General features: G+C 70.9%; 17 protein-coding genes. 8 read left to right on the forward strand and 9 right to left on the reverse strand.

All coding sequences use genetic code 11. The features are described 5' to 3' along the window. Positions 1–42: 42 nt before the first annotated feature. Complete coding sequence (locus tag BJ998_RS04995; RefSeq protein ID WP_184858897.1) at positions 43–873, forward strand: methyltransferase; 831 nt, start codon at positions 43–45, stop codon at positions 871–873. On the opposite strand, the gene BJ998_RS05000 is transcribed toward BJ998_RS04995, so the two are convergent. The 7 genes from BJ998_RS05000 to BJ998_RS05030 all read right to left on the reverse strand — a co-directional run bounded on the left by BJ998_RS05000 (position 845) and on the right by BJ998_RS05030 (position 11,373). Further along, on the reverse strand, positions 845–2,827 hold the full coding sequence (locus BJ998_RS05000) for a TOMM precursor leader peptide-binding protein (RefSeq protein ID WP_184858899.1): 1,983 nt from the start codon (positions 2,825–2,827) through the stop codon (positions 845–847). The two genes, BJ998_RS04995 and BJ998_RS05000, sit on opposite strands and share 29 nt — an antisense overlap. Then, entirely contained in the window at positions 2,824–4,854 is a 2,031-nt protein-coding gene (locus tag BJ998_RS05005; RefSeq protein ID WP_184858901.1) for a YcaO-like family protein, read from the reverse strand. The genes BJ998_RS05000 and BJ998_RS05005 overlap by 4 nt, the downstream gene beginning before the upstream one ends. After that, complete coding sequence (locus tag BJ998_RS05010; RefSeq protein ID WP_184858903.1) at positions 4,854–6,239, reverse strand: SagB/ThcOx family dehydrogenase; 1,386 nt, start codon at positions 6,237–6,239, stop codon at positions 4,854–4,856. Before BJ998_RS05010 ends, BJ998_RS05005 begins: the two co-directional genes overlap by 1 nt. Beyond that, complete coding sequence (locus BJ998_RS05015; RefSeq protein WP_184858905.1) at positions 6,236–7,333, reverse strand: thiopeptide maturation pyridine synthase; 1,098 nt, start codon at positions 7,331–7,333, stop codon at positions 6,236–6,238. Before BJ998_RS05015 ends, BJ998_RS05010 begins: the two co-directional genes overlap by 4 nt. 3 nt (positions 7,334–7,336) lie before the next feature. Next, positions 7,337–8,317, reverse strand: coding sequence for a lantibiotic dehydratase C-terminal domain-containing protein (locus tag BJ998_RS05020; protein WP_184858907.1), 981 nt, complete (start codon positions 8,315–8,317; stop codon positions 7,337–7,339). Next, entirely contained in the window at positions 8,318–11,008 is a 2,691-nt protein-coding gene (locus tag BJ998_RS05025) for a lantibiotic dehydratase (RefSeq protein ID WP_184858909.1), read from the reverse strand. A 119-nt stretch (positions 11,009–11,127) separates the two neighbouring features. Further along, positions 11,128–11,373 carry a thiomuracin/GE37468 family thiazolyl RiPP peptide gene (locus BJ998_RS05030; protein ID WP_184858911.1) on the reverse strand — a complete coding sequence of 82 codons (246 nt, stop codon included), beginning with the start codon at positions 11,371–11,373 and terminating at the stop codon, positions 11,128–11,130. Positions 11,374–12,005: 632 nt separating this feature from the next. Here BJ998_RS05030 and BJ998_RS48475 point away from each other — a divergent pair. From BJ998_RS48475 to BJ998_RS05045, 3 genes are all read left to right on the forward strand, one after another. Then, positions 12,006–12,521: a winged helix-turn-helix transcriptional regulator gene (locus BJ998_RS48475; RefSeq protein WP_184858914.1), complete on the forward strand. Its 516-nt coding sequence runs from the start codon at positions 12,006–12,008 to the stop codon at positions 12,519–12,521. A gap of 47 nt (positions 12,522–12,568) precedes the next feature. Then, positions 12,569–12,940: a hypothetical protein gene (locus BJ998_RS05040; RefSeq protein WP_184858916.1), complete on the forward strand. Its 372-nt coding sequence runs from the start codon at positions 12,569–12,571 to the stop codon at positions 12,938–12,940. 471 nt (positions 12,941–13,411) lie between these two features. Next, the gene (locus tag BJ998_RS05045; RefSeq protein WP_184858917.1) at positions 13,412–13,945 is read left to right on the forward strand and encodes a hypothetical protein; all 534 of its coding nucleotides are present in this window, start codon (positions 13,412–13,414) and stop codon (positions 13,943–13,945) included. 118 nt (positions 13,946–14,063) lie between these two features. Here the strand turns inward: BJ998_RS05045 and BJ998_RS05050 are convergent, their stop codons facing one another. Next, a complete protein-coding gene (locus BJ998_RS05050) occupies positions 14,064–14,507 on the reverse strand; it encodes a DUF7144 family membrane protein (RefSeq protein ID WP_184858919.1) in 444 nt (147 codons plus the stop codon). Positions 14,508–15,070: 563 nt separating this feature from the next. On the opposite strand from BJ998_RS05050, the gene BJ998_RS49020 reads away from it, so the two are divergent. Both BJ998_RS49020 and BJ998_RS05060 read left to right on the forward strand, forming a co-directional pair. Beyond that, entirely contained in the window at positions 15,071–17,260 is a 2,190-nt protein-coding gene (locus BJ998_RS49020; protein WP_221337878.1) for an ATP-binding protein, read from the forward strand. Positions 17,261–17,608: 348 nt separating this feature from the next. Then, positions 17,609–18,325: an ANTAR domain-containing protein gene (locus BJ998_RS05060; RefSeq protein WP_184858923.1), complete on the forward strand. Its 717-nt coding sequence runs from the start codon at positions 17,609–17,611 to the stop codon at positions 18,323–18,325. Positions 18,326–18,343: 18 nt separating this feature from the next. On the opposite strand, the gene BJ998_RS05065 is transcribed toward BJ998_RS05060, so the two are convergent. Further along, complete coding sequence (locus BJ998_RS05065; RefSeq protein ID WP_184858925.1) at positions 18,344–19,147, reverse strand: SDR family NAD(P)-dependent oxidoreductase; 804 nt, start codon at positions 19,145–19,147, stop codon at positions 18,344–18,346. A gap of 650 nt (positions 19,148–19,797) precedes the next feature. Here BJ998_RS05065 and BJ998_RS05070 point away from each other — a divergent pair. Continuing rightward, entirely contained in the window at positions 19,798–20,970 is a 1,173-nt protein-coding gene (locus BJ998_RS05070) for a methyltransferase domain-containing protein (protein ID WP_184858927.1), read from the forward strand. A gap of 73 nt (positions 20,971–21,043) precedes the next feature. Next, positions 21,044–23,368 carry an ATP-binding protein gene (locus BJ998_RS05075; RefSeq protein WP_184858929.1) on the forward strand — a complete coding sequence of 775 codons (2,325 nt, stop codon included), beginning with the start codon at positions 21,044–21,046 and terminating at the stop codon, positions 23,366–23,368. Positions 23,369–23,542 lie beyond the last annotated feature (174 nt).

Genomic DNA, 23,542 nt, shown 5'->3' on the forward strand with positions numbered 1-23,542 from the left:
GCAGTATCCAGCGCGCTGGAGGTCCAGTGCCACGATCGTGGGGTGAACGATGACACCTGGGCCGAGCTGGCCGACCAGTTCGCCGACGAGGCCTACGCCTCCGTGAAGGGGTATGTGCGGACCTACGTGCTGCACCGGCAGCTGCTCGATCACCTGCCGCCCCCTCCCGCCCCTGTTCTCGACGTCGGCGGCGGGGCCGGCCACCAGTCGTTTCCGCTGGCCCAGGCCGGTTACGACGTGACACTCCTCGACCCTTCCGAGGCGATGCTGGCCAAGGCCCGCGAGCGCCTCGCCCGACTGCCGTCCGAGGTCCGGCAGCGGGTCACCTTCGTGCACGCCGACGGCGAGAACGCGGTTCAGGCCGTCGACGGCCGCCGCTTCGCCGCCGTCCTGTGCCACGGCGTGCTGGGCTACCTCGATCACCCGGAGCCCCTCATCAACCAGCTGTGCCTCTGCGCCGCCGACGGCGGCATCGTCTCCATCATGACCGCCAACGCCCACGCCATGGCCGTCCGCCCCGCCATGGAACGCCGCTGGGCCGACGCCCTCGCCGCCTTCGACTCCCGTACCGAGATCGGCGTCCTCGGCGTCCCCGGCCGCGCCGACACCGTCGAGGAACTCAGCTCCGTCCTCCGGAGCCAGGGTGTCGAACCCCTTGGCTGGTACGGGGTCTGGCTGTTCGTCGACTGGTTCGAGTTCAGCGGCACCGACCTCGACCCCGCCGACGCACCGCGGATAGCCGCCGTCGAACTCGAAGCCAGCCGCCGCGACCCGTACCGGGGACTCAGCCGCGTCTTCCACCTCGTGGGCCGGAAAGCAGGGCCGCCAGAGCCCGGGCCGGCCGCTAGGGGAACGGATGCGGATACGGGTTGATCTCCTCCGGCCGCAGCGGCATATCGCGGTAGCCGAGCGCCTGCGGGACACGGTGCAGCCGGGGCAGGCCGTGCACCCGCCGGAACTCGTGCCCGAAGGTCATCGGCAGCGTCCCCGGGATGATCACCTTGACGCAGCTGAACCCGCCGACCCGGTGTTCCGGCGTGGTCTGGTCCACGACGACGACATCGAGCCCGGTGTCGAGGTAGCGCCCGACCATGTCGATCAGGTCGCTGGTCAGGTCGAGATTGTCGGCGGGCGGGCGGGCGGCGGCCATCTCCGCCAGCGTGCGCCGGCCGGCGGAGGCGATCAGGAAGTCGAAGCGGTCGAACACCGCCGGGCTGGCGTACAGCAGCGAATGGTCGGGCATCCGGTGGACCAGCGACGAGTCCTCGGCCATCCGCCGCGCGCGGTCGGCGTTCTCGAGATACGTCCGGTTGAGGCCGCTCATGACCGGCCCCAGCTCGAACAGGGCATTGCGCAGCGCGTGCTCCGGGTCCAGGTGCGCCCCGCCGGTGGACACCGTCCTGGCCACGTCGCCGCCACCCGGCGAGTTCACCGCCAGCAGCCACACGCACGGGATCCGCTGCTCGACGGTGGTGTCGAAGGCGAGGATCCGCCACCCGGTCTCGTCCTCGATCCGCTGGCGCAGCAACGGGATCCGGCGGTCACGGGCCGAGTCCAGGTCGATCCGGGGCACCGCCATCCGGGCGTACCAGGTCATCAGGAAGGCGTCGCGTTCGGCCACCTCAAGGATCCCGTGCAGGATGGCCTCCTCCAGGCAGCCACCCAGCGCGCACCCGTTGGAGGTCTCGAAGGCGATCTTGGGTTCGCGCGGCTTGGTGCGGTGCAGGCCGTAGTACGCACAGCTCTCGGGCACCAGCACGGGACGACGGTGGGCGAAGGAATAGCCCCACACCCAGTCCAGTTCCAGGTCGTCGTCGAACCGGGCGAACGGGAACGACGGCCCGTAGCGCTCCGGCGGGTACAGCCCGAGCGAACGCGGGTCGATCGCCTCCCCGCGAACCTCCGCGTACCGGGCGCGCACGGTGGTCCGCTTCCCCCCGGGCTGCATTCCGCCCCAGCGCTCGATCGATTCGAGGACCGCGGTCAACTCGCTGGTCCGATAGCTGTCGCTGCGCCCCCAACTCCACTCCACGCCGTTCCCGCCGCCGCGCAGGCCCATCGACGCCACCGCGACCGCGATCCCGGCCTCGTCCCCCATGTCCACCGCCCGGATCAGGCCGGTCTCGCCGTCGACGTACGTCCGGATCAGCTCGTCACGCTCGTCGGCGACCGACCGCAGCCGGTAGGTGTCCGGCGCCGGCTTCGGTCGCGGGGACAGGGTGATCTCGGCTCCCTCCGCCGTGTCGTCGGGCAGGGAGCCGCACGCCGGGCACAGCGGATCGGGCAGGAACGTGTGCGTGGTGACGGTGACGTCGGCCAGGTGCAGATGCAGCACGGCCTTGTCGGTGCGGGGCAGGGTGGAGCCGTCGACCAGCCGCCGGACCTCCTCGACCGCCAGGGCGGCGACGGCGTGACAGCCGAGGGCCGTGAGCCAGGAGGACGGACGGCTCACGAAGGCGTCGGCGTTGCGCTCCCACACCGCGTCGAGTTCCGCCCCTCGCTGCCGGGCCCTGGCGGCGCGCAGGTCGGCGCAGCTCGCGCAGCCCGCCACGCCGGGCCGCGTCACGGGCCCGATCACCGCGTGCCCGAGCCTGGTGAAGACCGGAAGCCAGGGAATTCCCGCCTCGGCGCAGGCGGTCCGGGCAGCGGCGTGGGCCCGGGTGTCCCAGGCGTCGCTGGCCAGCACGAGTGCCCGGACCCGGTCGAGCCCGTCGGCCGGGTCGTCGACGGTGACGGGCACGAGCCCGGCCTGGTCGGCCAGGAGTTTCCCGATCACGGCGTGCAACGCGCCGGAACCGCTGAGACCGACGCGCGCCCGGGGGCTCATCGCAGCACCACCTGTACGGCGTAGGGCATGACCTCACTCATCTCGGGATCGTGGTCGAGGGGCACCGCGACCGGGACCCGGCCGTTGCTGCACAGCGCTTCGACCATGTTGCGCAGCCCGGTGTCCGGTCGTTGGCGGGCGGGCTCGTCACCGCGCAGCCGCGGCGGCAGTTGTGGCACCGGCGGCGGCGCGTAGGCGTTCTGGCCGTGCATGCGGGCCTGGCAGGCCAGCAGGACCTGTTCGAGGCCGTCGCGCAGCGCGTCGGTCACCCGGGGAGCGCTGGTGTAGCACACGGTCTCGGTGCCGAGGCAGAACGCGTACGTGGGGACATCGAGCGATCCGGTGGCGTCGTAGACCCACACGGCCGCGTCGAGCGCCGCCAGCAGCCGACGGTAGCGCTGGCCGATCTCGTCGAGGAACGTGTACCGAATGTCCACAACGGACAGTGGCTGCCGGCCGGCTCCGGCGAGTTCGGCGACGGTCAGGTCGAGGCAGCGCCCGGCGACGCCAGCGGTCACGGCCTCGGCCCAGTCGTACCCCGCGGTGGCCCCGGCGGACAAGGCGGCCCGGACCGATCGGGAACGCAGCACCGGAAACACGGTTTCGACGGGCACCTCGCACGGTTCGCCGTCGGTCAGGCGCGTTCCCCACACCCGGCCCCTCGGCTCGCCGGCGGTGAGAGCGACGAGGCCCTCGGCCGGGTCGTCCCCGCCGGTCGGCTCGTCGGACGCGGCCAGCAGCCGACGGGGATCGACGAACAGTGACCCGTGGACGGCGAACGCCCGCACCGCCGCACGGTGGCGAGCGGCGGCGAAGTCCGGGCCGGCGGCGATCACCGGGACCGGTGCGCGCCGCTCGCCCAGCAGGCCGAGCGGGTCCGCGACGGTCACCTCGGACACGTGCAGCGGAAGCTGGGCGAAGTCCCGCTCGCCGATCGCCCGGAACGGCCCGAGACGGTCGTCGACGAGCTCGGCGGCCCGGCGCGAGAACGTCTCCTCGTCCAGCCGGGGCCCACGGCTCAACTGGTTGACGGTGTGCCGGAACTCGTCGGCCGTCTGCGGCCGCGCCGAACCGGCGAACGGATGCGGCAGCACCCTGTGGTACGTCGTGCTCAGGGTCCGCAGGTCGAACCGAGCCAGCCGGGGGCCGACATCGTCGGTGTCGACGAGACCGGTCACCTCGCGGAACACCCGGTGGACCACGTGATCGGCCAGCACGGCGGCGACGTCCGGCGGCGCCGGCTCGGCGCTGTCCTCCCGCTCCGGCAGCGAAAGCCGCAGCCGCGCGTCGTCCCAACCGGCCCGGCCCGTCGACGGCAGCGGACCGATCCACGCCTCAGCGCCGGTCATGACCACCTGCACCAGCCGGGTCCCGCTGTGCCGGCAGATTCGCGTCAGCAGCCGGGTCCGGGCCGGCGATTCGCTGTCCGAGACATGCACGACCACGGTGGCGTCGGCGACCATTCGCTCCAGCCGGTCCGGCTCGGGCTCGCCGACCACCAGCCGGTCGGCCCCGCGGCGCCGGGAACCCCCGAGCACGCCCGTGAGCTCGTCCAGATCGGTCGCGCAGTCGTCCGTCACCACCACCGTCACGTTGTCCATGCCCGACCGCGGCCCGGCGGCCGCGCAGGCGACCAGGCTCCGGCCGGCGCCGATCAACACCGTCGGGCAGTTGCGGTACTGGACGAACCGCACGACGGCGGTGTCGACGAAGTCGTCGATGAAGTGCACCTCGGCCGCGTGCGGCGCGAGCACCTGGTCCGGCGGCAGGCCGCGCGCCGAGACGTCCTTCACGAGCCCGCGCTCGTGCAGGGTGCGCACGACGTCGCTGACGAAGGCGCCCCGGTCCACCGGCAGGTGCGCGACGAGTTCGTCCAGGGACCGCTGCCCGTCGAGGAACGGGGCCAGCCGGTCGATCCACGCGGCGATGGTCTTGCCGGTCAGCGTGACCGGTCCCTTGTTGGTGAGCCAGTACACCCCGTCGGGGACCGGCGCGAAGTACGCGTCCCGGGCGAGTTGGGGTTTCATCAGGGCCTGCCTTCCCGGTCGGCGCCGGTGGACGGCGACGGCCGCCGGCTGCCCAACGTGAACGCGCCCACGCTCGATTCGGTCATCGGGTCCAGGCCGGTCGCCTCGGCGAAGAAATCGGCGGCTCCCACCGCGATCGCGCACGGAGCCAGCCCCATCGCGGTCGCGACGAGGTACATGTTCTGGTACAGCACGCCGACGTGCTTGAGCATCAGGGCGTACCCCGTGCCCTCGTACTTCCACATCAACCGGCCGAACCGGGCGGTGACCACGAGCAGCACCTGCGGCAGGCCGGCCCACTTCAGCAGTGCCCGCACCGGGGCCGGATGGGCCGGCCCACGGGTGAGCCGGTGGGAGTGGGCGTCGTAGTGGTAGAGCCCGGCGTGCAGCCCGGTGACCGAGCGCACCACGGGATAGATCTCGAGTTCGTGCAGGCCGCCACCGGCCGGATAGGGCCGGTCGGAGATCTCCTGGCCGCCGTGCACGCCGACGCCGCGCACCCTCGCGCAGCGGAAGAGGAACTCGCCGAGCTGGTCGAGCGTGAGCGGGTTGTCCTCGTCGCCTTCCCGCACCGAACCGCGGTCCTCGATCACCGCCGTGAGCGTGGGGTCGGTCGTGCGCAGCCGGTCCAGGTCCGGTTTCGCCAGGGGGACGTCCGGCCCGTCGAAGGGGCGGTGGCGTCCGGCCAGCGGGGCGAACCGCCCCTTCGCCCAGTAGGTGCCGCCGGTGCCGTCGATCTTGCTGCTGTGGTGGTGGAACCACAGTTCGTGCGCGCTCCACTGAGCCAGGCGCAGCTCCTCGGTCTCGGCGTCCGGCTGGTGCGTGAGGAAACCCTCCCGCCACAGGTCCACGACCAGCCTTCGGCCGACCTCCGCGGAGAGCTGGTCGGGGGCGTCGACGCGGGACATCGGGGTCAGCGTTGCGGCCACGAACGCCAGCACCCGGGGATCGTGGATGTGCACGTCGCAGGTGGCCGCCGCCGACTCGACGAGAATGTCCGCGCCGTCGCGGCGCAGCACGGCGAAGCGGGACAGCAGGACGCGGGCCGGCACCGGATCCTGCCCGGCGCCGCGCCGCCGGCGGCGTGGCCGCAACGTGTACAGCGGCAGGTTCTCGTTGCCCCAGACCGTGGTCGTGAGCCATCCCCCCGACCGCAACCGTTCCAGCAGCGGCATGGTGAGCCCGTCGTCCAGCAGGTCGTCCACGGTGCAGGCGGTGGCCAGCCGGCGCAGGGTCACGAGCTGGTCGGCGGTCAGCCGTCCCAGCGACTCGCTGCGCGGACGGGCGACCAGGAACACCTCGCCGCCCTCGCCCACGGCGCAGTGCACGCCGGGGAGCAGCCGCACGGTCTCGGACAACGTCATGTGGGTGGGGCCGTCGATCACGTCGTACCACGCAGAACGAGCTCACGGGGGTCGGCCGCGTCGCCCGGCGCCGGGAGCGACACTTCGGCCGCCGGTCGCCCGAAGAGGTCCTCCGCCGCGTTGGCCGCGAGATGGCACAGCAGGAAACGCTCGGCCGGGGCCAGCCCCAGCCTGGTCAGGTGCAGGTAGGTGTAGTTGAGCATCAGTCGGAACTTGGCGAACCAGACCGGGTCCACCACGACGTCCTTGCGAGCCCGGTGCAGCGGGCTGCGGCGCATTCGCTCGGCGTACTCGGCGCTGTCCGAACGCGGGCCGGCCGCGAACCTGAGCAGGTCGGATTCGATGAGTTCCGCCCCACGCCGCCAGTACGGCGTCATCACCTCCACCCACGGCCGGACGAACGGCACGCACGGCCCGGCGGCGTCGACGGTGGCGAGCACCGCCTGGACCCTGCCGGTCAGCGCTTCCGCATGCTGCTCGTAGTGCCGCTGCCAGGCCGGGCGCAGGCCCTCACCCTCGGGCATCCACGACAGGAACGCCTCGGCGTGCGAACGGAACGACACGAACCCCCGCGCGAAGCCGATACCGGACAGGGCGTGCGCGGTGGCCACCATCAGGTCGAAGCCCAGTCGCAGCAGCTGCCGGCCGCCCCGCAGGGCTTCGGTCATGTCGAAGGCCAGCGGCGTGGTGTCGACGTAGAAGTCGGCGAGCAGGTCGGCCGCGGCCGTGGTGCCGAGCACGTGCAGCCGCTGGTCGTAGTCCGCCTCGTGGATGGAGTTGTCCGGCCGCAGCGGCACCAGGTCGCCGCGTTCCTGTTCCAGTTCGGCCAGCCGCGCGTGCTGGGCGTGCAACTGCCGCGGGTCGACGATCGCGGTGGACGGCTGGTCACGGAGATAGCCGCCCACCACCTCACGCACCGCCGGCAGCACGAACTCGTCGTACATCCGTTGGCCGGCCTCGAAATTGAGCCGCAGATGCGGTCCCTTCAGCCAGTGTGGCACGTAGTAGGCCCGCACGCCGGCGGGCAGCTGCCGGAACAGCGGCCGCACCGCGTCCAGGACGAGGCCGGTCTTGTCGTCGTCGTAGTAGTAGACGTGCACGCTGCGCCACCGCACGGCTCAGCTCTCCTTGGTCAGGTCGTGGATGGTCCGGCCGGCCAGGTACCGCAGCGCGCTTTCGCCGCCGATGGACAGGCCGATCCGGTTGCACATCAGGTGTGCGCACTGGTCGAGCACCCGCAGCACCGCGGCCTGGGTGTCGACGGCCCCGGCGCGGTTCGGCCGCCGCGGCACGAACCGGCCGTGCGCGATCTCGTCCGCGACCACGTCCCGGGCCCGCGTCACCGACCGTGCCCACAGGGTGTTCGTGCCCTTGTGCGGCAACAGGTGCAGCACCGAGGTGGCGGCCCGCATCCGCTCGGCGATCGCGTGCAGCCGCTCGTACTGCCGGCGGTACCGCTCCTCCATCTCGCTCACGGCCTGCTTGTCCCATCCCGGGGGCAGCGTCGCGAGCCCCGCGGAGGACACGCCCAGATACGTCCGCAGCTGGGCCGATTCCGGCACGCACAGGAACCACGTCAGCAGGATCAGGCAGAACGCGAGGGTGGCTCGCTGATCGGGGGACGGCCGCGCGGCCAGCATCTCCAGCGCGATCTGGCTGGACTCGCCGAAATGCCGTTCGATGGCCAGAATGGACTTGCCGTCGCCGAACCGGTGACCCTCCCGCACGTACGGGATGAACACCACCGAGTTGTTCGGGTACATGCGGGGCAGCGGCGTCGTCGCCTCCCACTGCGCCATGTGGGCGGCGGAGCGGGCGTACTCCTTCTCGTCGAGGCGGTCCGGCGCCGGGCGTCGTCGCAGGTACTCGTCGCAGCGTCGCTCGACCAGTTCCCGCACCTCGACGCCGGACCGGCCCCGCGCGGGGCGCACCCGCAGGCGAACGTGCGGGCCGCCGTCCCAGTAGCGCAGGAAGAAGAACTGCCGTGCCAGTCTTCGCCGCGTCAGTTCCCTGGTCAGCGGGGAGATCAACTCCCCGACCAGGACGTCAAGATCTCCGTGGTAGAACACGTGGGCGCTGACCCAGTCATGCCCGCTCACTCACACCTCACTCGCGGACAACTCGATGATGAACTCCGTCACGCGCGGGTCGGCGGGATCGAGCCCGCACCCGCCCTCGGGTGGCGGCAATGCCTCGTCGAAGATCACCAGCCCGCCGCGGTCCTTCAGCATGTGCTCGAAGGCCGCGCCGAGGAAGAAGTTCGCGAAGTCCACGAACATCGGCTTGCGGGCCTTGGAGAAGAACTGGCTGCGCCAGTCCGCGTCGGGATCCATCACGCGCACATAGCAGCGTTGCGGGATGCCGGACGCGCGCAGCCAGGCGACCATGCGGAGCAGGAGACTCGCGTCGTCCTCGCCGGCGGCCCGAGCCGGCACCTCGGCGACGGGAACGAACCAGCGGGCCCGTTGGAGGGTGACCCGGCCGACCTCGACCCGGGGCAGATGGCGGGGAACGACGTCCGGCGCGTCGAGCGGATAGACGGGCGAGTAGGCGGCGTGCACCAGGTGCGACGGGCCGAACGCCGACAACAGCAGGAGGGCGGCCGGCGGCAGCAACGTGTCCCCGAGCATGCCCAGGTGGGCCGGCAACACGTGGACGCCGAGCCGGTTGGAGCGCAGCCGAATCAGGTCGGTCTCGGCGTCGTGCACCACGGTGAGGTCGGACAACGGGATCCGCTCACCGTCGGGCCGGTCGCTCGTGGTGAACGGGTAGTCGATCTCGTAGGGGGCCATCGGCGCCCGCAGGTTGACCGAGTAGTCGAAGACGCCGGATATCTCGACCACCACCGGATCCGTGCCCCGCATCCGCGACGGCGCCGGGGCTTGGCGGGCCGGGGTCGGCTGGTCCGCGCCGGCCTGGGCGGCCAGCCGCAGCCATCGGCTGCGGCCCCGCCCGTAGCCGCCGCCCACCATGTTGACCGCGAGCCTCAGGTCGTCACCGGTCAGGTACGGCTGCACGTAGCAGGCGACCGAGCCCGGCGCACGGACCCACGAGGGCCAGCTGTCGACGAGCCGGGCCAGAGCCTGCGGAGCGACCCGGGCCACGCCGGTGTCGTCCGTCGCCGACAGCATGAAGTCGAAGGACCGCACCCGCAGCCGGTGCAGTTCCTCGATCCGGGGCACGCCGGACCGCTCCAGGTAGGCGGGCGGCGCCGGAATGCTGAGCCGGATCAGGGGACGCAGCTCGGCCAGCCACGGCTCGCACTCGTCGTCGGGGCGGCGGAGATCTTGCTGGATCGCCTGGTGCAGAACGAGGAACGGCACTCTCGCGCCCGGGCCGAACCGGCGGCCGACATAGCTGGCGATGGACAGCCGGGTCGGCAGCAGCCAGTCGTGCAGCGCCAGCCAGCGCCGCACGACATCCAGGTCGTCCAACGCCGGCCGCCACCGTGGCAGGGCACACTCCAGCCGGGCGTGCGGGAACATCGACGTCTCGTGGGTGGCGCCCTTGCGCATCCGCTCGATCGTCGGCTCCGGCAGGTCGAGGCGGGCCGCGACGGCGCTCACCTGCTCCGCGGGCACGTCCCGGCTGGTCGGCTGGACGTCCAATGCGAACGGACGGTTCAGCTCGGCCCGCAGCTGCTCCACCAGGTCCACGACCTCCGGGCCGACGGCGTCGTCGGCGCCCGCCGACCGCAGCCAGGCGAGCAGTTCCGCCAGCGGCCGCTCGGACTGGTCGACGACCGGGAGCCGCCGTTCGAGTAGCCCGATCTCCACCAGCCGGTCGAGGAACGGGCGCAGTTGCGCCGGGTCGGCGCCGGTCTGCGCGGCCAGCAGCGCCACCAGCTCGGCCACCGTCCGGCGGTCGCCCTCCTGGCGGGCGGTCCGCAGGCACTCGGCGAGCGCGGGCGACATCGGCACCCTCATGATCGACTCATCCGGGCGGGGCCCGATGAAGCTCACGGAGTCGTCGGTGACCAGCGTGCTCGGGTTGAGGCGGACGGGCAGGCCGTCCCCGAGGGCCGGTCGGCCGGCCAACTCGCGGACCAGTCGGCCGAGCACCCCGCGGTCGAGTTCGAGCACCCCTCGCACCGCCAGGTCTCCGGTGACACCGACCGCGGGCCCCCGGTCGGTCCAGTCGCCGAGCACGCTCGTGGTGAACGTGCTGTACGGACTGGTCTTGGCCGCCGCCCGGGACAGATAGCGCGCCACACCCACGATGGTGCGTCGCCGCAGCCTGCGTCCGTCGTCGGCGAGCCACTTGTGGATCTCCGCGAACAACGCCGGGCTGGCCCGGCGCAACGCGTTCTGGAACAGCGGGTGAGCGCAGGCGCGGCGCAGCGGCTCCTGCTTGCGCTCGACGTCGTCGGCAAGCGCTTGCGGCAGCCTCGCGCGGCACCGGTCCCGATCCCCCAGCAGGGCCAGCCAGCGCTCGAGGTCCAGGACGAGGTCGGCCGGCAGCGCCTGCGTCACCTCCTCGTTCCACTCCCCCTTGCGCGGCGCCCGAACCTGGTGGATCGCCCGGCGTAACGCCACGACCCGCGGCTTGACGGGGGACTCCGACAGGGTCCCGATGACGTCGAACAGCGCCTGCTCGAGCACTTCCGCCGCGACGGCCAGGCCCCGGTCGAGGTCGATGATCTTCTCGACCAGCTCCCACGACTCCTCCAGGCGCAGTTCCTGGAGCACCGACGCCGGCAGTCCCGTGACCCGGGCGACGAGCGGAGTCTCCAGCCGGTATCGGCTCAGTGCCTGGACCCTTCCGTTCAGCGGACCCGCGGCCAGCACCACGGCTGTGTTCCTCCATCTCTGTGTGACCCCGGTTCCCGGGGAAAGCCGCGGGTGTCGACGACGCGCCACCGCCGTCGACACCCGCGGATCTAGTGAGCAGTCCTAGCGACGACTAGTCGTCACCAGCCGCCGTGACCGCCGTGGCCACCGTGGCCACCGTCCCAGCCGCCGTCCCAGCAGCTGCAGCTACCGCAGCTGCAGCTACCGCCACCGCAGCTGCAGCTACCCGAACAGTGCGACGAGCTGGACGCCTCGTTCTCGGCCATACCGTGACCGGCCGTCAGCGACTCGACGGTCAGACCACGGTCGGTCAGGGTGAACACGTCCATCGACAGGTCGCCGAGGGCGTACTGAACCTTTTCCATTGAGAACCACTCCTCTCTTTCCAGAATTCAACGGTCACCACAACGTTCATCCCGAATACCCGTGGGACGGATACACGTGAACGAACAATCAGCGTCCGCCCAGAACAGGTCGGCCAATAATCAAAGGCGCCCTACCGGGTACGCCCGCTCGCCCGACAACGTCGCAGATCGGCTGTCGATCGGACCATCCATCCCATGCACACGAACGGCGACGACGCCGATGGGGAATGCGAAGCGGTCAAAACAAGGGCGTGTCACACCTTTCGTTTGACCACTGGGCGAACGGGATCGACTGTAACGAAGAAGATCACGGCCAGAGAGAGGCCAACTGGCTGGCCCCCGGGCCGTGGGCCGCCGACGCCCGACCGGGCCTGCCCGCCATCACTCGGCGCCGGCTCGGCCGAGACGCCGACGCCCGTGCGCCGCCGGCATCGATTGCGCGGGCCCCACGGGACGCAGCCGGGACAACGGGCTCGATGCCGCGGCGCGCGGCCACCCCGCCGCAGATCCGTGACGGCACGACAGCGCCGGGCTTCGCAGGGCCAAGCGCCTGGCCTCTTGTTGACCGGGGAAGCACCGAAGACAATCCTTGGGCATCTCTCGCCGAATTGACAGCAGAGGACCGAAGTGCCGTGAAATCGACCGACGCCACCGAGCCGCCCTTGGACTCGGAATGGCGGGACGACGCCGCGGTTCCAATCCCGGCGACACACCTCGCGAATTGGAGCGAAGTCGCCGAGGTGATCGAAACCATCGCTCTCAGGTCGGCACTGCCCGTTCTGGTTGCGCTGGGCCACGGCTCGATGCGTTACAGCGAGCTGTCCCGCTCGCTGCACATGGACAACAAACAGCTGAGCCGGGTTCTCCGGCGCCTGCGGGAAGCGCACATCGTGGCCAGGCAGGTGAACGGGGCACAGCGGCCGGTTCAGGTGCGATACCACCTGACCCCGTCCGGCCAGAACCTCGTGGCGATCCTCGCCGAGCTCGAGTCCTGGCGCCTGCCCGAGGATGACCGGCACACCCGCCGCGCCGCACGCCAGGCACGCCCCGACGACGGCGAGGGCTCGCCCTCGACCCTCATCGGGGGACACCACGCGGGGGCCAGCCGCATGGCCCCTTCCGCCGCCGAAAACCCGTCAGCAAACTGATCATCGCAAATACGCCGACAGTGATTGTCGACAAGGGAGTCACAAGGTTGTTCGACCAGGCCCGGGTCTCACGCGACGACAACACCCGGCATCGCGCGAGAACGAAAATCGGAGCGCCAGGCAACGGGCGAAAGGAAATGAACCGCATCCGCGCGGCGGCGGGCGCTTTTCTCCGCCAACTCACGGGGACGAACTCGGACCGTGACCGTCTCGCGATTCTCACACGCGGCGTCGTCACGGAAATCGTGGAAATCCCCAGAAAGGCCTCGCACGCGGTCGCCCTGTCCGGTGTCGACGCCCATCTCGTCTCGATCAGCACACGCCGGCCGGCGGTTCGCCCGGCCGGCGGGAGCGCCGTGGCCCGCGACGACGGCCGCCCGGCGGACACCACCGCCTCCGGCGAATCCCCAACCCGGTGATTGCCGGGCGGCCACGGACCTCCGCACCGGTCTCCGACGAGGAACAGCCCGCGGCGACGTTCGCAACCCGATATACATTCCGCCCGGCCAGTTTACCGACCCGCTCTCACCGACAAAAGGGGCCAGATTCGGGCGGACGCCACAAGAAATCCATTGTCGCGACAACTAAACAAACCTGGCCGCGTCATCGGCCAAATTTGGACAGAAAACCACTCCACAGCCCTCTTGCGATCATCGGCGCGACGCGACAGTGTGAATCACGATCACCATGAATGACATCCGAATCGGGCGTGGTCGACCACGTATCACCTCGATTCGGGTCGATTCGCCCCGCACGATTACGGCAGTGGAGGTGATTGGATCGCACGACGCGACTCACCACGCATTCCGCACCGTTTCACAGCAAGGGACAGGACCGACAACCGCCGATCGCAGGGCGACCGTCGAAGCCGCCCACAGAGGAGCCCCACCATGAACTCAACGCATCCGACTCGCCGCCGCAGGCTTTCCGCCGTCACGTGGTCAGTGCTCGTAGCGGCACTCACCATGGGGAGCCTGGCCCTGGTGCCCGGCCAGGCATCGGCCGCGCAGGAGCCGCCCGCCGCGCCGGCGGCGGCCCGCTCCACCACCGTCGCCCTGAACAGCAACGTGGACTGCACACTGGTGCGGACCGAGGCGCGGCTGGACAGCGGCACGTGGACCAACGAGCCGCCACTGGTCATCAACCAGCGGGGCCGCGGCGAATGGGGGTCGGAGTCGAACCAGTTCCTCAGGGGAACCGAAGGAGCCGCCAGCTACTTCACCGTGGGCTGCACGGATCCGAGCCTCAACTTCAAGACGGTCAAGGTTCACTGGAAGAACCCGTACTTCGGCAAGAACGACTATGACGCGGCCGGCACCGACCCCGCGTTCCAGGTGTCGTGGCTCGCGTCGGGCAGCAACGCCGATCGCGTGACGTTCACCCTCGACTACGCCCGCGCCGGCGGCGACGCCCGCACCAGCTAGTTCCGGTCACACCCGGGTCGATCCCCTCGGTCGTCGAGCCGAGGTCGACCTCGCACTGCTCCCGCTGTGGCCTCGGGGACTCTCATCAGGATCGAGTCCCCGAGGCCACAGCCGCGTCTCACCGGGGTTCACTCGCGGACCGGTCGGCGTCGACCCGGAGGTGGTGCGCCGACGTCTCGCGGTTCGTCCGCGACCAGCGGGCGGTCAACCCGAACAACAGCACCGTGTCGAGTGCGATCATCAGCACGGCCCAGACCGGATACGCGCCGATCCAGAAGACCTGCGAGACGGCGTGCAGGGCCACGAGCACGATCGCGGCCATCCGCGCCCACGCCGCCAGTGTGAGCAGGCCGACTCCGACGACGACCAGGACCGCGCCGAACACCAGCAGCACCAGTCCCCAGGTGGTCATGTCGACCAGGTAGAACCGGTCCTGGACGGCAACCACCTGGGCGCGCCGGCCCAGCACCACGAGTCCTTCGACGACATTGACCGCACCGGTCACGATGAGCAGCACGCTCGCGAACACCGCCCACCCCGACCCGATCTCTCTGGTGGTCATCTCCGCCTCTTCCCGCCAGGCGCCCGTTTCCACCGGACGCGTCACCTGTGCGGGCACGGCCCCGGTGGTCGCCCGGGGTCCGCGCCGCACCTGCCGCCAGACGAACGTAGGACACGAAAACCGTTGCCAAATGGCGCATGTGCGTCAGCGACACGGATGCCCACGGCGTCAGGATGCCGCGGCCGGCCCGTTCGGACGCCGAATTCGAGGATCGTTCACCATCGTCACGGCGATCGCGGAATTCGCCGCACGGCGCCGGGCCGGCGTTGGACGAGCGCCCGCACAACCGGGTGAGTGTCCGATTCCGCCGTCATCACCTCGATGACACGCCGGGCCGATCGGAAGTCCTTGCCAGAGCACGGTTTCTCGTGGCGCGCAATGCCTCGCCCGGCCCCACCCGATTATGGCAGTATGGCCTGATTATGGCCCGTTGCCCAGCAGGCGCGTCCCCGACGAACCTCCCCGCGGATCTGGGCGGCTTCATCGGTCGCCGACGCGAACTTGCGCAGATCAAACAGTTGTTGTCCGCCTCACGGTTGGTCACGCTGACCGGGGTCGGCGGAGTGGGTAAATCCCGGTTGGCCGTGCAGGCGGCCGCCGGCATGCGGCGCGCCTTCCCGGACGGGGTGTGGCTGGTCGACCTGGCCGAGTTGCGCGACGCCGCGCTGTTGGCGCAGACGGCGGCGAGCGCCTTCGGCTTGGGCGATCGATCGTTCCGGCCGCCCCTGGTCACGTTGACCGAGCATCTGGCCGATCGGCGCCTTCTGCTGGTATTGGACAACTGCGAGCACCTGCTGGCCGCGTGTGGCCAGCTGGCGTACGCGTTGCTCGGCGACTGCCCGAAACTCCGCGTCCTGGCCACCAGCCGCGAACCGCTGGGCATCTCCGGCGAGGCGATCCGGCCGGTGCCGCCGCTGTCCGTGCCGGACCTGTCCCAACCGAGCGGGAAGCGGGAAGGGCACCGCTACGAGGCCGTGGCGTTGTTCACCGATCGCGCTGCCGCGACGGTTCCGGAGTTCCGTCTCACCGAGGACAACTACGTTTCGGTGGTCGGCATCTGCCGCCAGCTCGACGGGATCCCGCTGGCTATAGAACTGGCCGCGGTGCGGCTGCGGGTGCTCTCGCCGCAACAGATCCTGGACCGGCTGGCCGACCGTTACACCCTGCTGGCCCAGGACAGCGGGAGCGAGCAGACGCGGCACCAGACGTTGCGCGGCTGCATCGAATGGAGCTTCGAGCTCTGCTCGCCGGACGAGCAGCTGCTGTGGGCCCGGTCGTCGGTCTTCGCGGGCAGCTTCAACCTGGAGGCGGTGGAAGCGGTCTGCGCCGGCGAGGGCCTGCCCGAGGACGACATGCTCGAACTGGTCACCGGACTGGTCGACAAGTCGGTTCTGGTGACCGACAAGCACGGATCGGAACTGCGCTACCGACTGCTCGACACGCTCCGGGAATTCGGACTGACGAAACTGCGCGACCGCGGCGAGGAGACGCGACTGCGCCGGCGGCACCGCGACTTCTACGAGCAATTGCTGCTGCGGGCCGAACGGGAGTGGATCAGCCCGCTGCAGGAGTACTGGCTTGCCCGGTTGGACCTGGTGCACGCCAACATCCGTGCCGCACTGCGGTTCTGCCTCACCGAACCGGGCGAGGCGGAGTCCGCGTTGCGGATGGCGGTGAGCCCCTGGCACTTCTACTGGTGGTCCCCCGGCCGGTTCAGCGAGGGCAGGCGCTGGCTGGACCGGGCCCTGTCCCAGGCCCGGCAACCGTGCGTTTGTCGCGCACGGGCACTGCTGCTCGGCAGCCAGCTGGCTGTCGTCCAGGGCGACTTCGACTCCGGCCGGTCGCTGCTGGCCGAGGGCCGGGCGCTCGCACAACGGCTGGGCGACGCCGACAGCCTCGGCCGGCTCGGTTACGCCACCGGCCATCTCGCGCTCTGGGCCGGCGACGTGCCGGCCGCGATCGTGGCCTACGAAGAGGCGCTCGCGGCCGGGTCACCGGATCTGAACCTGCGGGTCGACACCCTGCACGCGCTCCTGGTGGCCGTGGCCGTCGCCGGTGACGCGCGGCGCGCGCGGACGTGCCACCAGGAAGTCATGGCGATCACCCAGCCCAACGGGGAACGCCGCCACCAGTCCCACGCGCGGTGGGCGTTCGGATTGTCCGCGTGGCAGCAGGGCGACCTGCGGCGGGCCACCGATCTGCAACACCAGAGCCTGCGGCTCAAGCGCGGGTTGAACGACGTCCAGGGCACGGCGTTCTGCCTGGAAGCGCTGGCCTGCGTCGCGACCTCGGACCACCGGGAGAGCAGGGCCGCGACGCTGCTCGGCGCGGCCGAGGCGCTCTGGCAGTCGATGGGAACCTCGGTGGCGCCGTTGAAGCCCGTCTTCGACTACCACCGGGACTGCGAGCGGCAGGCCCGCAGCGCGCTCGGCGGGAAGAAGTACGAGGCCGCCTTCCGCGAGGGCGGCAGGCTCACGTTCGACGAGATGGTGGCCTACGCCCTCGAGACGGAGCCGGGCGCGACGGCGACGCCGTCCGCGGCGGGTTCGACACCGCTGACCCTGCGCGAGCGGCAGGTGGCCAGGCTCGTCGCCCGGGGGGCGAGCAACGAGGACATCGCGGGCGCGCTCATCATCAGCCAGCGCACGGCCGAGGACCACGTCGAGCACATCCTGGCCAAACTCGGGTTCGCCTCGCGTATTCAGATCATTTCCTGGTACCTCGAACACCAGGCGTGTTTCCTCCCGGACTAGGGCGACGCCGGTTCGACCGGATCCCCTTCTCGAACCGGTTGGAGCAGCGCGCGACGCACGGTGTCGGATCGTCGGCGTCCGGTCAGCGGATCATCGGTCGTGCCGGCCACGCCCTGTAGTGACACCCGTCCGTTCGGCGACAACAGGTAGTTCTCCCGTGTTGTCGCTCGGCCAGGTCGGGCACGCTCCATTCCACGCGACGGTCGCCAGACACGCCCCGTGACGTCATCAGGCACGCGGGCGTTCACCGCGGCATCACTTCCACTGGGTGGCCGCCCGCGCGGCCCGACGGGCCGCCGGGCAGGGAAAACGGAAGGTGTGGACTGTCCGATGAAGGACCCGAACACGATGACAGCGAGGGACGACGATCGCCTCGCTCGGGTGATGGAGGCCGTCCGGGCGCTCGCCCGCACCGAGGGCCGGCCGGTCGGGATCCGACACGTCTGCCAGGCGTGCGCGACGATGGTGCGTGCTGGCGGGGTCGGGCTGTACCTGATCGGGGATCTGGGGTCGGGCGAGCCGATCTACGCCACCGACGTGGTCAGCGAGCAGATCATGGACATGCAGATCACGGTCGGCGAAGGGCCGGGGGTGTACGCCCTCGACGGGCTCAGCCCGGTCCTGGCGCCCGAGCTGACGAGCATGTCCAGCCTCCGCCGCTGGCCGCTGTTCGCCCCGGCCGCGGTCGAGGCCGGGGCGCCCGCGGTGTTCGCGTTCCCGTTGGTCCAGCACATGATCTCGGTCGGAGTCCTGGAGATCCACCGCACGGCCGAGGGCGACCTGTCCGACGACGAGATCTCCGACGCGCTGTTGTTCGCCGACGTGGCGGTGTCCCTGTTGGCCGATCTGGTCGAGGCCGGCCCCGACGACGCCGACGAGTTCGAGTGCGGCGTCGGCGCGCGCTGGGGCGAGATACACCGGGCCATCGGCGTGGTGTCGATACAGCTGGAATCCGGCCTGACCGAGGCGTTCCTCCGGCTCCGTGCCCGGGCCTTCGCCACCGGCCGGCCGCTGTCGGAGATAGCCGAGGACGTGCTCACGCAGCGCATGCGGTTCAACCCGTGACGGCGGCCGGCGAGGCGCTCACACGCCCATGCCGCCGTCGACCGGCAGCGCGGCGCCGGTGATGAAACGGGCAGCGTCGGAGGCGAGGAACACCACGGCGTCCGCCACGTCGGCCGGCTCGCCCAGCCGGCCCAGCGGCGTCCGCCCGACCACCGCCCCGACCGCCTCCCGCACACTGGCGAACAGGCCGAACGCCACCACGTCCCGGGTGAGCCGCTCGCCCATCCGCGTCGGCACCAGTCCGGGTTGGACGCAGTTCACGCGCACGCCGTAGCCGAGCCTGCCCGCCTCCACCGCCGCCACCCGGGTCAGCCGGTCGACACCCGACTTCGTCGCGGAGTACGCGGCAATGCCGGGAAAGGCGATGCTCGCCGCGACCGACGCGACGTTGACGACCGCGCCGCCGTCACCGGCCGGCCCGCCCGGGCGCATGGCCCGAAAGGCGTGCTTGATGCCGAGCGCGGTGCCCAGCACGTTCACGTCGAGCATCCGTCGCACGGCTCGCGGATCGAGGTCGACGACGAGACCGGACACCTCGACCCCGGCGTTGTTGACCACGATGTCGAGGCCGCCCATGGCGGTGATCGTGTTGATCACCGCCTCGCCCCAGCTCGCCTCGTCGGTCACGTCGAGCCGCTCGAACCGGGCCGCCGCCCCGGACCGCGCGAGCGCGTCGACGCATCCGCGGCCGAGTTCCTCCCGGACATCGCCGATGACCACCGCGGCCCCGGCGCGGGCGAGCGCCTCGGCCATGCTCGCGCCCAGTCCCCGCGCGCCACCGGTCACCAGCGCGGTTCGGCCGGTGAGGTCGTAGCACCCCATGGCGCCTACCTCCTCCACACAAGGCGAGCATCGATCACTTCCGCCGCACCGTCGTCGACCATGTCACCGCTCGGCCGACGACGGTCGGGAAGCGCATTCCACCAGGAACATGAGGACATGTCGGTCTCCGAAATTCGTGGCCAGTATGCGGCAGGGACCACTACGCGCCTTGCCGACTCGGTTGTCTTCTGCTGCCGGTCCGATAGCGTCGCAGCGGTGGCGAAAAGGAGGTGGTCCCAACAGATCGCGCGCCCGCGCCGCGATCTCAGGATCGCACACCACGCCTGGAACGTCGCACGGACACATGGCCGCCGAGCGCGCACGGGGACACGATGGGAACTGCTGGACTTCCCGTAGTTGAAACAGATCCGCTACACCGGACGGGTGTCGTCGGCGCTGGGCCGCCCGGCGGAAAGCGATAAGCGGCTGAGCGGGTGAGCTGCCGGCACGGCGACGGTGTGGAGTTGCACACCCTCTCCGGCCAGGTCCATTCTGGCTTCAGCTGGTGACACCCACCACGTCGCAGGTCGATGAAACACCATGGTGGAGCCAGGAGCGCGAGTCCGCCGCCGCAACCGTGCGACTCCCCCGCCATGACGCCGGCAATCGACTACGCAAAGCAATTCATCCAGCCGAGGATCAGCAACGACATGACCGTCCCCAACGTGGCCGACCCACGCAAACGGTTCGCGTACGACCTCACCCAGCGAGGACTGCTGCGGGACCCGAAGCTGCACGCGGCGTTCGACCAGGTGCCGCGCGAAGCCTTCCTCCGCCACTTCTTCCGGCCGGCGCTGGACGGAACGTCCTACGACACGGTCGACTTCCGGCACCCCGCGTGGCTGGACATGGTGTACAGCGACGGCGCCTGGCCCATCCAGCTCGACGGTCGCAGCTGCGCGTGGGAGCTTCCGCACGGCTGCCGGTCGCTCAAGGGCTCGCCCACCAGCACGAGCACGTCGCCGAGCCTGGCCGCGCTGATGCTCGAGCAGCTCGATCTGCGTTGCGGGCACCGGGTTCTGGAGATCGGGACCGGCAGCGGCTACACGACGGCCCTGCTCTGCCACCGGCTCGGCTCTCCGCTGGTGACGTCCATCGACATCGACCCGACGCTGGTCGACCGGGCCCGGACCCAGCTGGACAGCTGTGGCTACTACCCGGCCGTCGGCATCTCCGACCACGTCAGCGGCGACCCGGGCAACGACCCCTACGACCGCCTGATCGCCACCTGCGGCGTGCCGGCGATACCGCCCGACTGGCTCCGGCAGGTCCGCCCGGCCGGCGTGATCCTCGCGCAGATCTACCGGGAACTCGGCGTCAACGCGCTGATCCGGCTCACCGTCGACCCCGACCACTCGGCGCAGGGTTTCTTCCTGCCGTACCAGGGCGGTTTCGCCCCGACCCGGTCGTACCGGCCGATCGACCCCGGCCAGCGCTTCCGGCGCGCCATCCACGAACACGGCGCGGTCCGCCCCACCGAGCCCGGACTGGCGCTGGCCCTGCCCAACCAGACGTCGTCCCTGGTCATGTTCGCCGGCCTGCTGATGCCCGGGGTGGCGCGGTTGGACCTTCGGCCGCTGTCCCGCGAGCCGCAGACCTGGCTGTTCCACCCCGACGGCTCGTGGGCGTGCCACAACACCAGGAGCCACACGGTCGAACAACACGGTCCCCGCCTGCTGTGGGACCACGTCGAACGCCTCTACCGCGAGTGGTGTGCCCTCGGCCGGCCGTCGCGCGAGCGGTTCGGGCTCACGGTCACCGCCGAGATGCAGTGGCTCTGGCTGGACTCTCCCCGCGGCGATCACCAGTGGGTGTTGAGCTGAGTGGGACCGCACGCGTGACGCGGCGCCGACGTCGCCCGCCGACAACCAACCATCGTCCTGGGGGAGGGAACCGATGCCACCGCAGTGGAAGGGCCGGCTGCCCGGCAGCGCGACGAACTTCGTGAGCCGTCGACGAGAGCTGGCCGCCGCCCGCAAGTTGCTCTCGACCAGTCGGCTGATCACGATGACGGGGGTTTCGGGCATCGGCAAGTCCCGGTTGGCGCTGCGCCTGGCGATGGACGTGCGACCCGCTTTCCCCGACGGCGTCTGGCTGGTCGAGCTCGCCGGCTGTGACAACGCCGACCTGCTCGCCGAGACCGTCGCGGTCGATCTCGACGTGGACCACCGGTGCGGGTCGCCCGTCGTGAAAACGCTCTCCGCGTTCCTCGCCGACAAGATGCTGTTGCTGGTGCTGGATCACTGCGACGGGTTGACCGACGCGTGCACGCGGCTGATCCGAGCATTGCTCGCGGCCGCGCCGCGGCTGCACGTCCTCGTCACGAGCAGGAACGCGTTGCGGCTGGGCGGTGAGCGCGTCTTCCCGTTGCCCCCCTTGACGGTTCCGCACCTGGACCGGCTGCCGCCGGCGACGGGGCTGAATCACTACGGCGCGGTTCGCCTGTTCGCGGCGCGGGCGGCCGCCGCCCATCCCGGCTTCGTCGTCGACGAGAGCAACTGGGCCGACGTCGCCTGGATCTGCCGCCGGGTGGACGGAATCCCGCTGGCCATCGAGCTCGTGGCCGCGCAGTTGCGCACGATGCCGTTGCGCCGGTTGGTCGACCTGCTCGACGCGCACTTCCGCGAGCGGACCAAGGCGGTCGAACTGGCGGCGCCGCACCGGTTGCGGCCGCAGCCGGTGATCGACTGGCACTTCGACCTGTGTTCGCCGGCGGAACGCCAGGTGTGGAAGCGGTTGTCGGTCTTCACCGGCAGCTGTGACCTCGCCGCCGCCGAGGCCGTCTGCGGCGGCGAGGACGTCCGCGCCGACGAGGTGGCCGGCATCGTGACGACCCTGCTGGACAAGGGAATCGTGCACCGCCGCCAGGACGGCACCGCGGACGAGGGGATCCGCTACCAGCTGCTCGCCCCGATGCGCCAGCACGGCCTGGAGCAGCGGTCCCGGTCCACCCGGCGGACGGATCCGAGGATCCGCCACCGCGACCACTACCTGAGCCTGGTGGCCGTCGCCGGCACCGACTGGTTCAGTTCGCGCCAGGCGCTGTGGGCCGAGCGACTGCGCAAGGAGCGCGACAACCTGCGGACCGCGATCGCGTCCTGCCTGGACGAGCGGGGCAAGTCCCCGCTCGCGCTGCGGATCACCTCGACCCTGCTGCACTTCTGGCTGGCCACCGGCGAACTGCACGAGGGCCGCTACTGGCTCGACCGGGCGATCGCGGCCGACTCCTCCCCCACCGTCGAGCGCGCCGATGCCCTGTCGGCCCGCGCCATTCTCACGACGCTGATGGGCGACGTGGCCCACGCCGGGTCGTCGCTCGCGGAGGCGGACGAACTGGCGCGGCGACTGAACGACCGGCGTTCGCAGGCGTACACGCGGCTGGGCCTGTCGATGTTGACCACGCACCGGGGCGACCTCGCCGGCGCCGTGATCCTCGCCGAGCAGGCAGTCGCCGGCTTCCGCGACACCGGCGACCTCGCCGGGGCGCACGCCGCCCTCTCACAGTGGGCCATCGACGCGGCACTGCTCGGCGACTCCACGGCAGCCAGCCGGGCCGAGGACGGTCTCGTGCTGTGCATGACACGGCAGGCCAGCCGATCCATGCCACACGCCCTGTGGGTTGCGGCATTCGCCGCCTGGCGGCGCGACGAGTTGCGGCGCGCCACCGCGCTGGCCCAGAGCGCGCTGCGACTGCTCCGCCCGAGCAATGACCGGCTGGCCGTCGCGCTGACGCTGAAGCTGTTGGCCTGGACGGCGATCGGGCAGAACCAGCACACGAAGGCGGCCCGGCTGCTCGGCGCCAGCGCCTCGCGATGGCTGCCGTCCGAACTGGCGGTGGTGCAGTCGCAGCACTACGCGGCGTTCGACCACCGATGTGAGAACGGTTCCCGCCAGAGTCTCGGCGACCACCAGTTCGCCACCGCGTACCACCAGGGCGCCCAACTCGGCGTCGATCAGGCGATCGGCTACGGCCTGGGCATGCCGGCGGCCGACCGGCCGCCCACCGAGTGGACGCGCCAGCACGGAGCACGCTCGCTGACCCCGAGGGAGCAACAGGTCGCCGAGCTGATCGCGCAGGGCATGCGGAACAAGGACATCGCGGCCACCCTGCTCATCGCCCGACGCACGGCCGAGACCCACGTCGAGAGCATCCTCACCAAGTTGGGCTTCACCACGAGGGCCGAGATCACGGCCTGGATCGCCGGCACCGGACAATCCTGACATTCCCTCGTTTTCTCACCGGCACGGGCGGAGCTACACCGCGGCCGGGTAGGTAGTTCTCCCGTAGCCCGCCCGGGGCAACGCGGGCCACACTCACACTCCGTTCGTCCCCGCGTGTTCACACGGTATTCAGCAGTCAGCGAACGAGGTGATGAGGCTTGACACTCGACAGCA

This window comes from Kutzneria kofuensis, from assembly GCF_014203355.1.
Classification (GTDB): Bacteria; Actinomycetota; Actinomycetes; order Mycobacteriales; family Pseudonocardiaceae; genus Kutzneria; species Kutzneria kofuensis.

Coding starts and splice junctions, on each gene's coding strand:
- BJ998_RS05000 (WP_184858899.1), bottom strand. CDS start 2,827: ATGAGCCCCCGGGCGCGCGTCGGTCTCAGCGGTTCCGGCGCGTTGCAC.
- BJ998_RS05030 (WP_184858911.1), bottom strand. CDS start 11,373: ATGGAAAAGGTTCAGTACGCCCTCGGCGACCTGTCGATGGACGTGTTC.
- BJ998_RS05075 (WP_184858929.1), top strand. CDS start 21,044: ATGCCACCGCAGTGGAAGGGCCGGCTGCCCGGCAGCGCGACGAACTTC.
- BJ998_RS05005 (WP_184858901.1), bottom strand. CDS start 4,854: ATGAAACCCCAACTCGCCCGGGACGCGTACTTCGCGCCGGTCCCCGAC.
- BJ998_RS05050 (WP_184858919.1), bottom strand. CDS start 14,507: ATGACCACCAGAGAGATCGGGTCGGGGTGGGCGGTGTTCGCGAGCGTG.
- BJ998_RS05045 (WP_184858917.1), top strand. CDS start 13,412: ATGAACTCAACGCATCCGACTCGCCGCCGCAGGCTTTCCGCCGTCACG.
- BJ998_RS05060 (WP_184858923.1), top strand. CDS start 17,609: ATGACAGCGAGGGACGACGATCGCCTCGCTCGGGTGATGGAGGCCGTC.
- BJ998_RS05065 (WP_184858925.1), bottom strand. CDS start 19,147: ATGGGGTGCTACGACCTCACCGGCCGAACCGCGCTGGTGACCGGTGGC.
- BJ998_RS05070 (WP_184858927.1), top strand. CDS start 19,798: ATGACCGTCCCCAACGTGGCCGACCCACGCAAACGGTTCGCGTACGAC.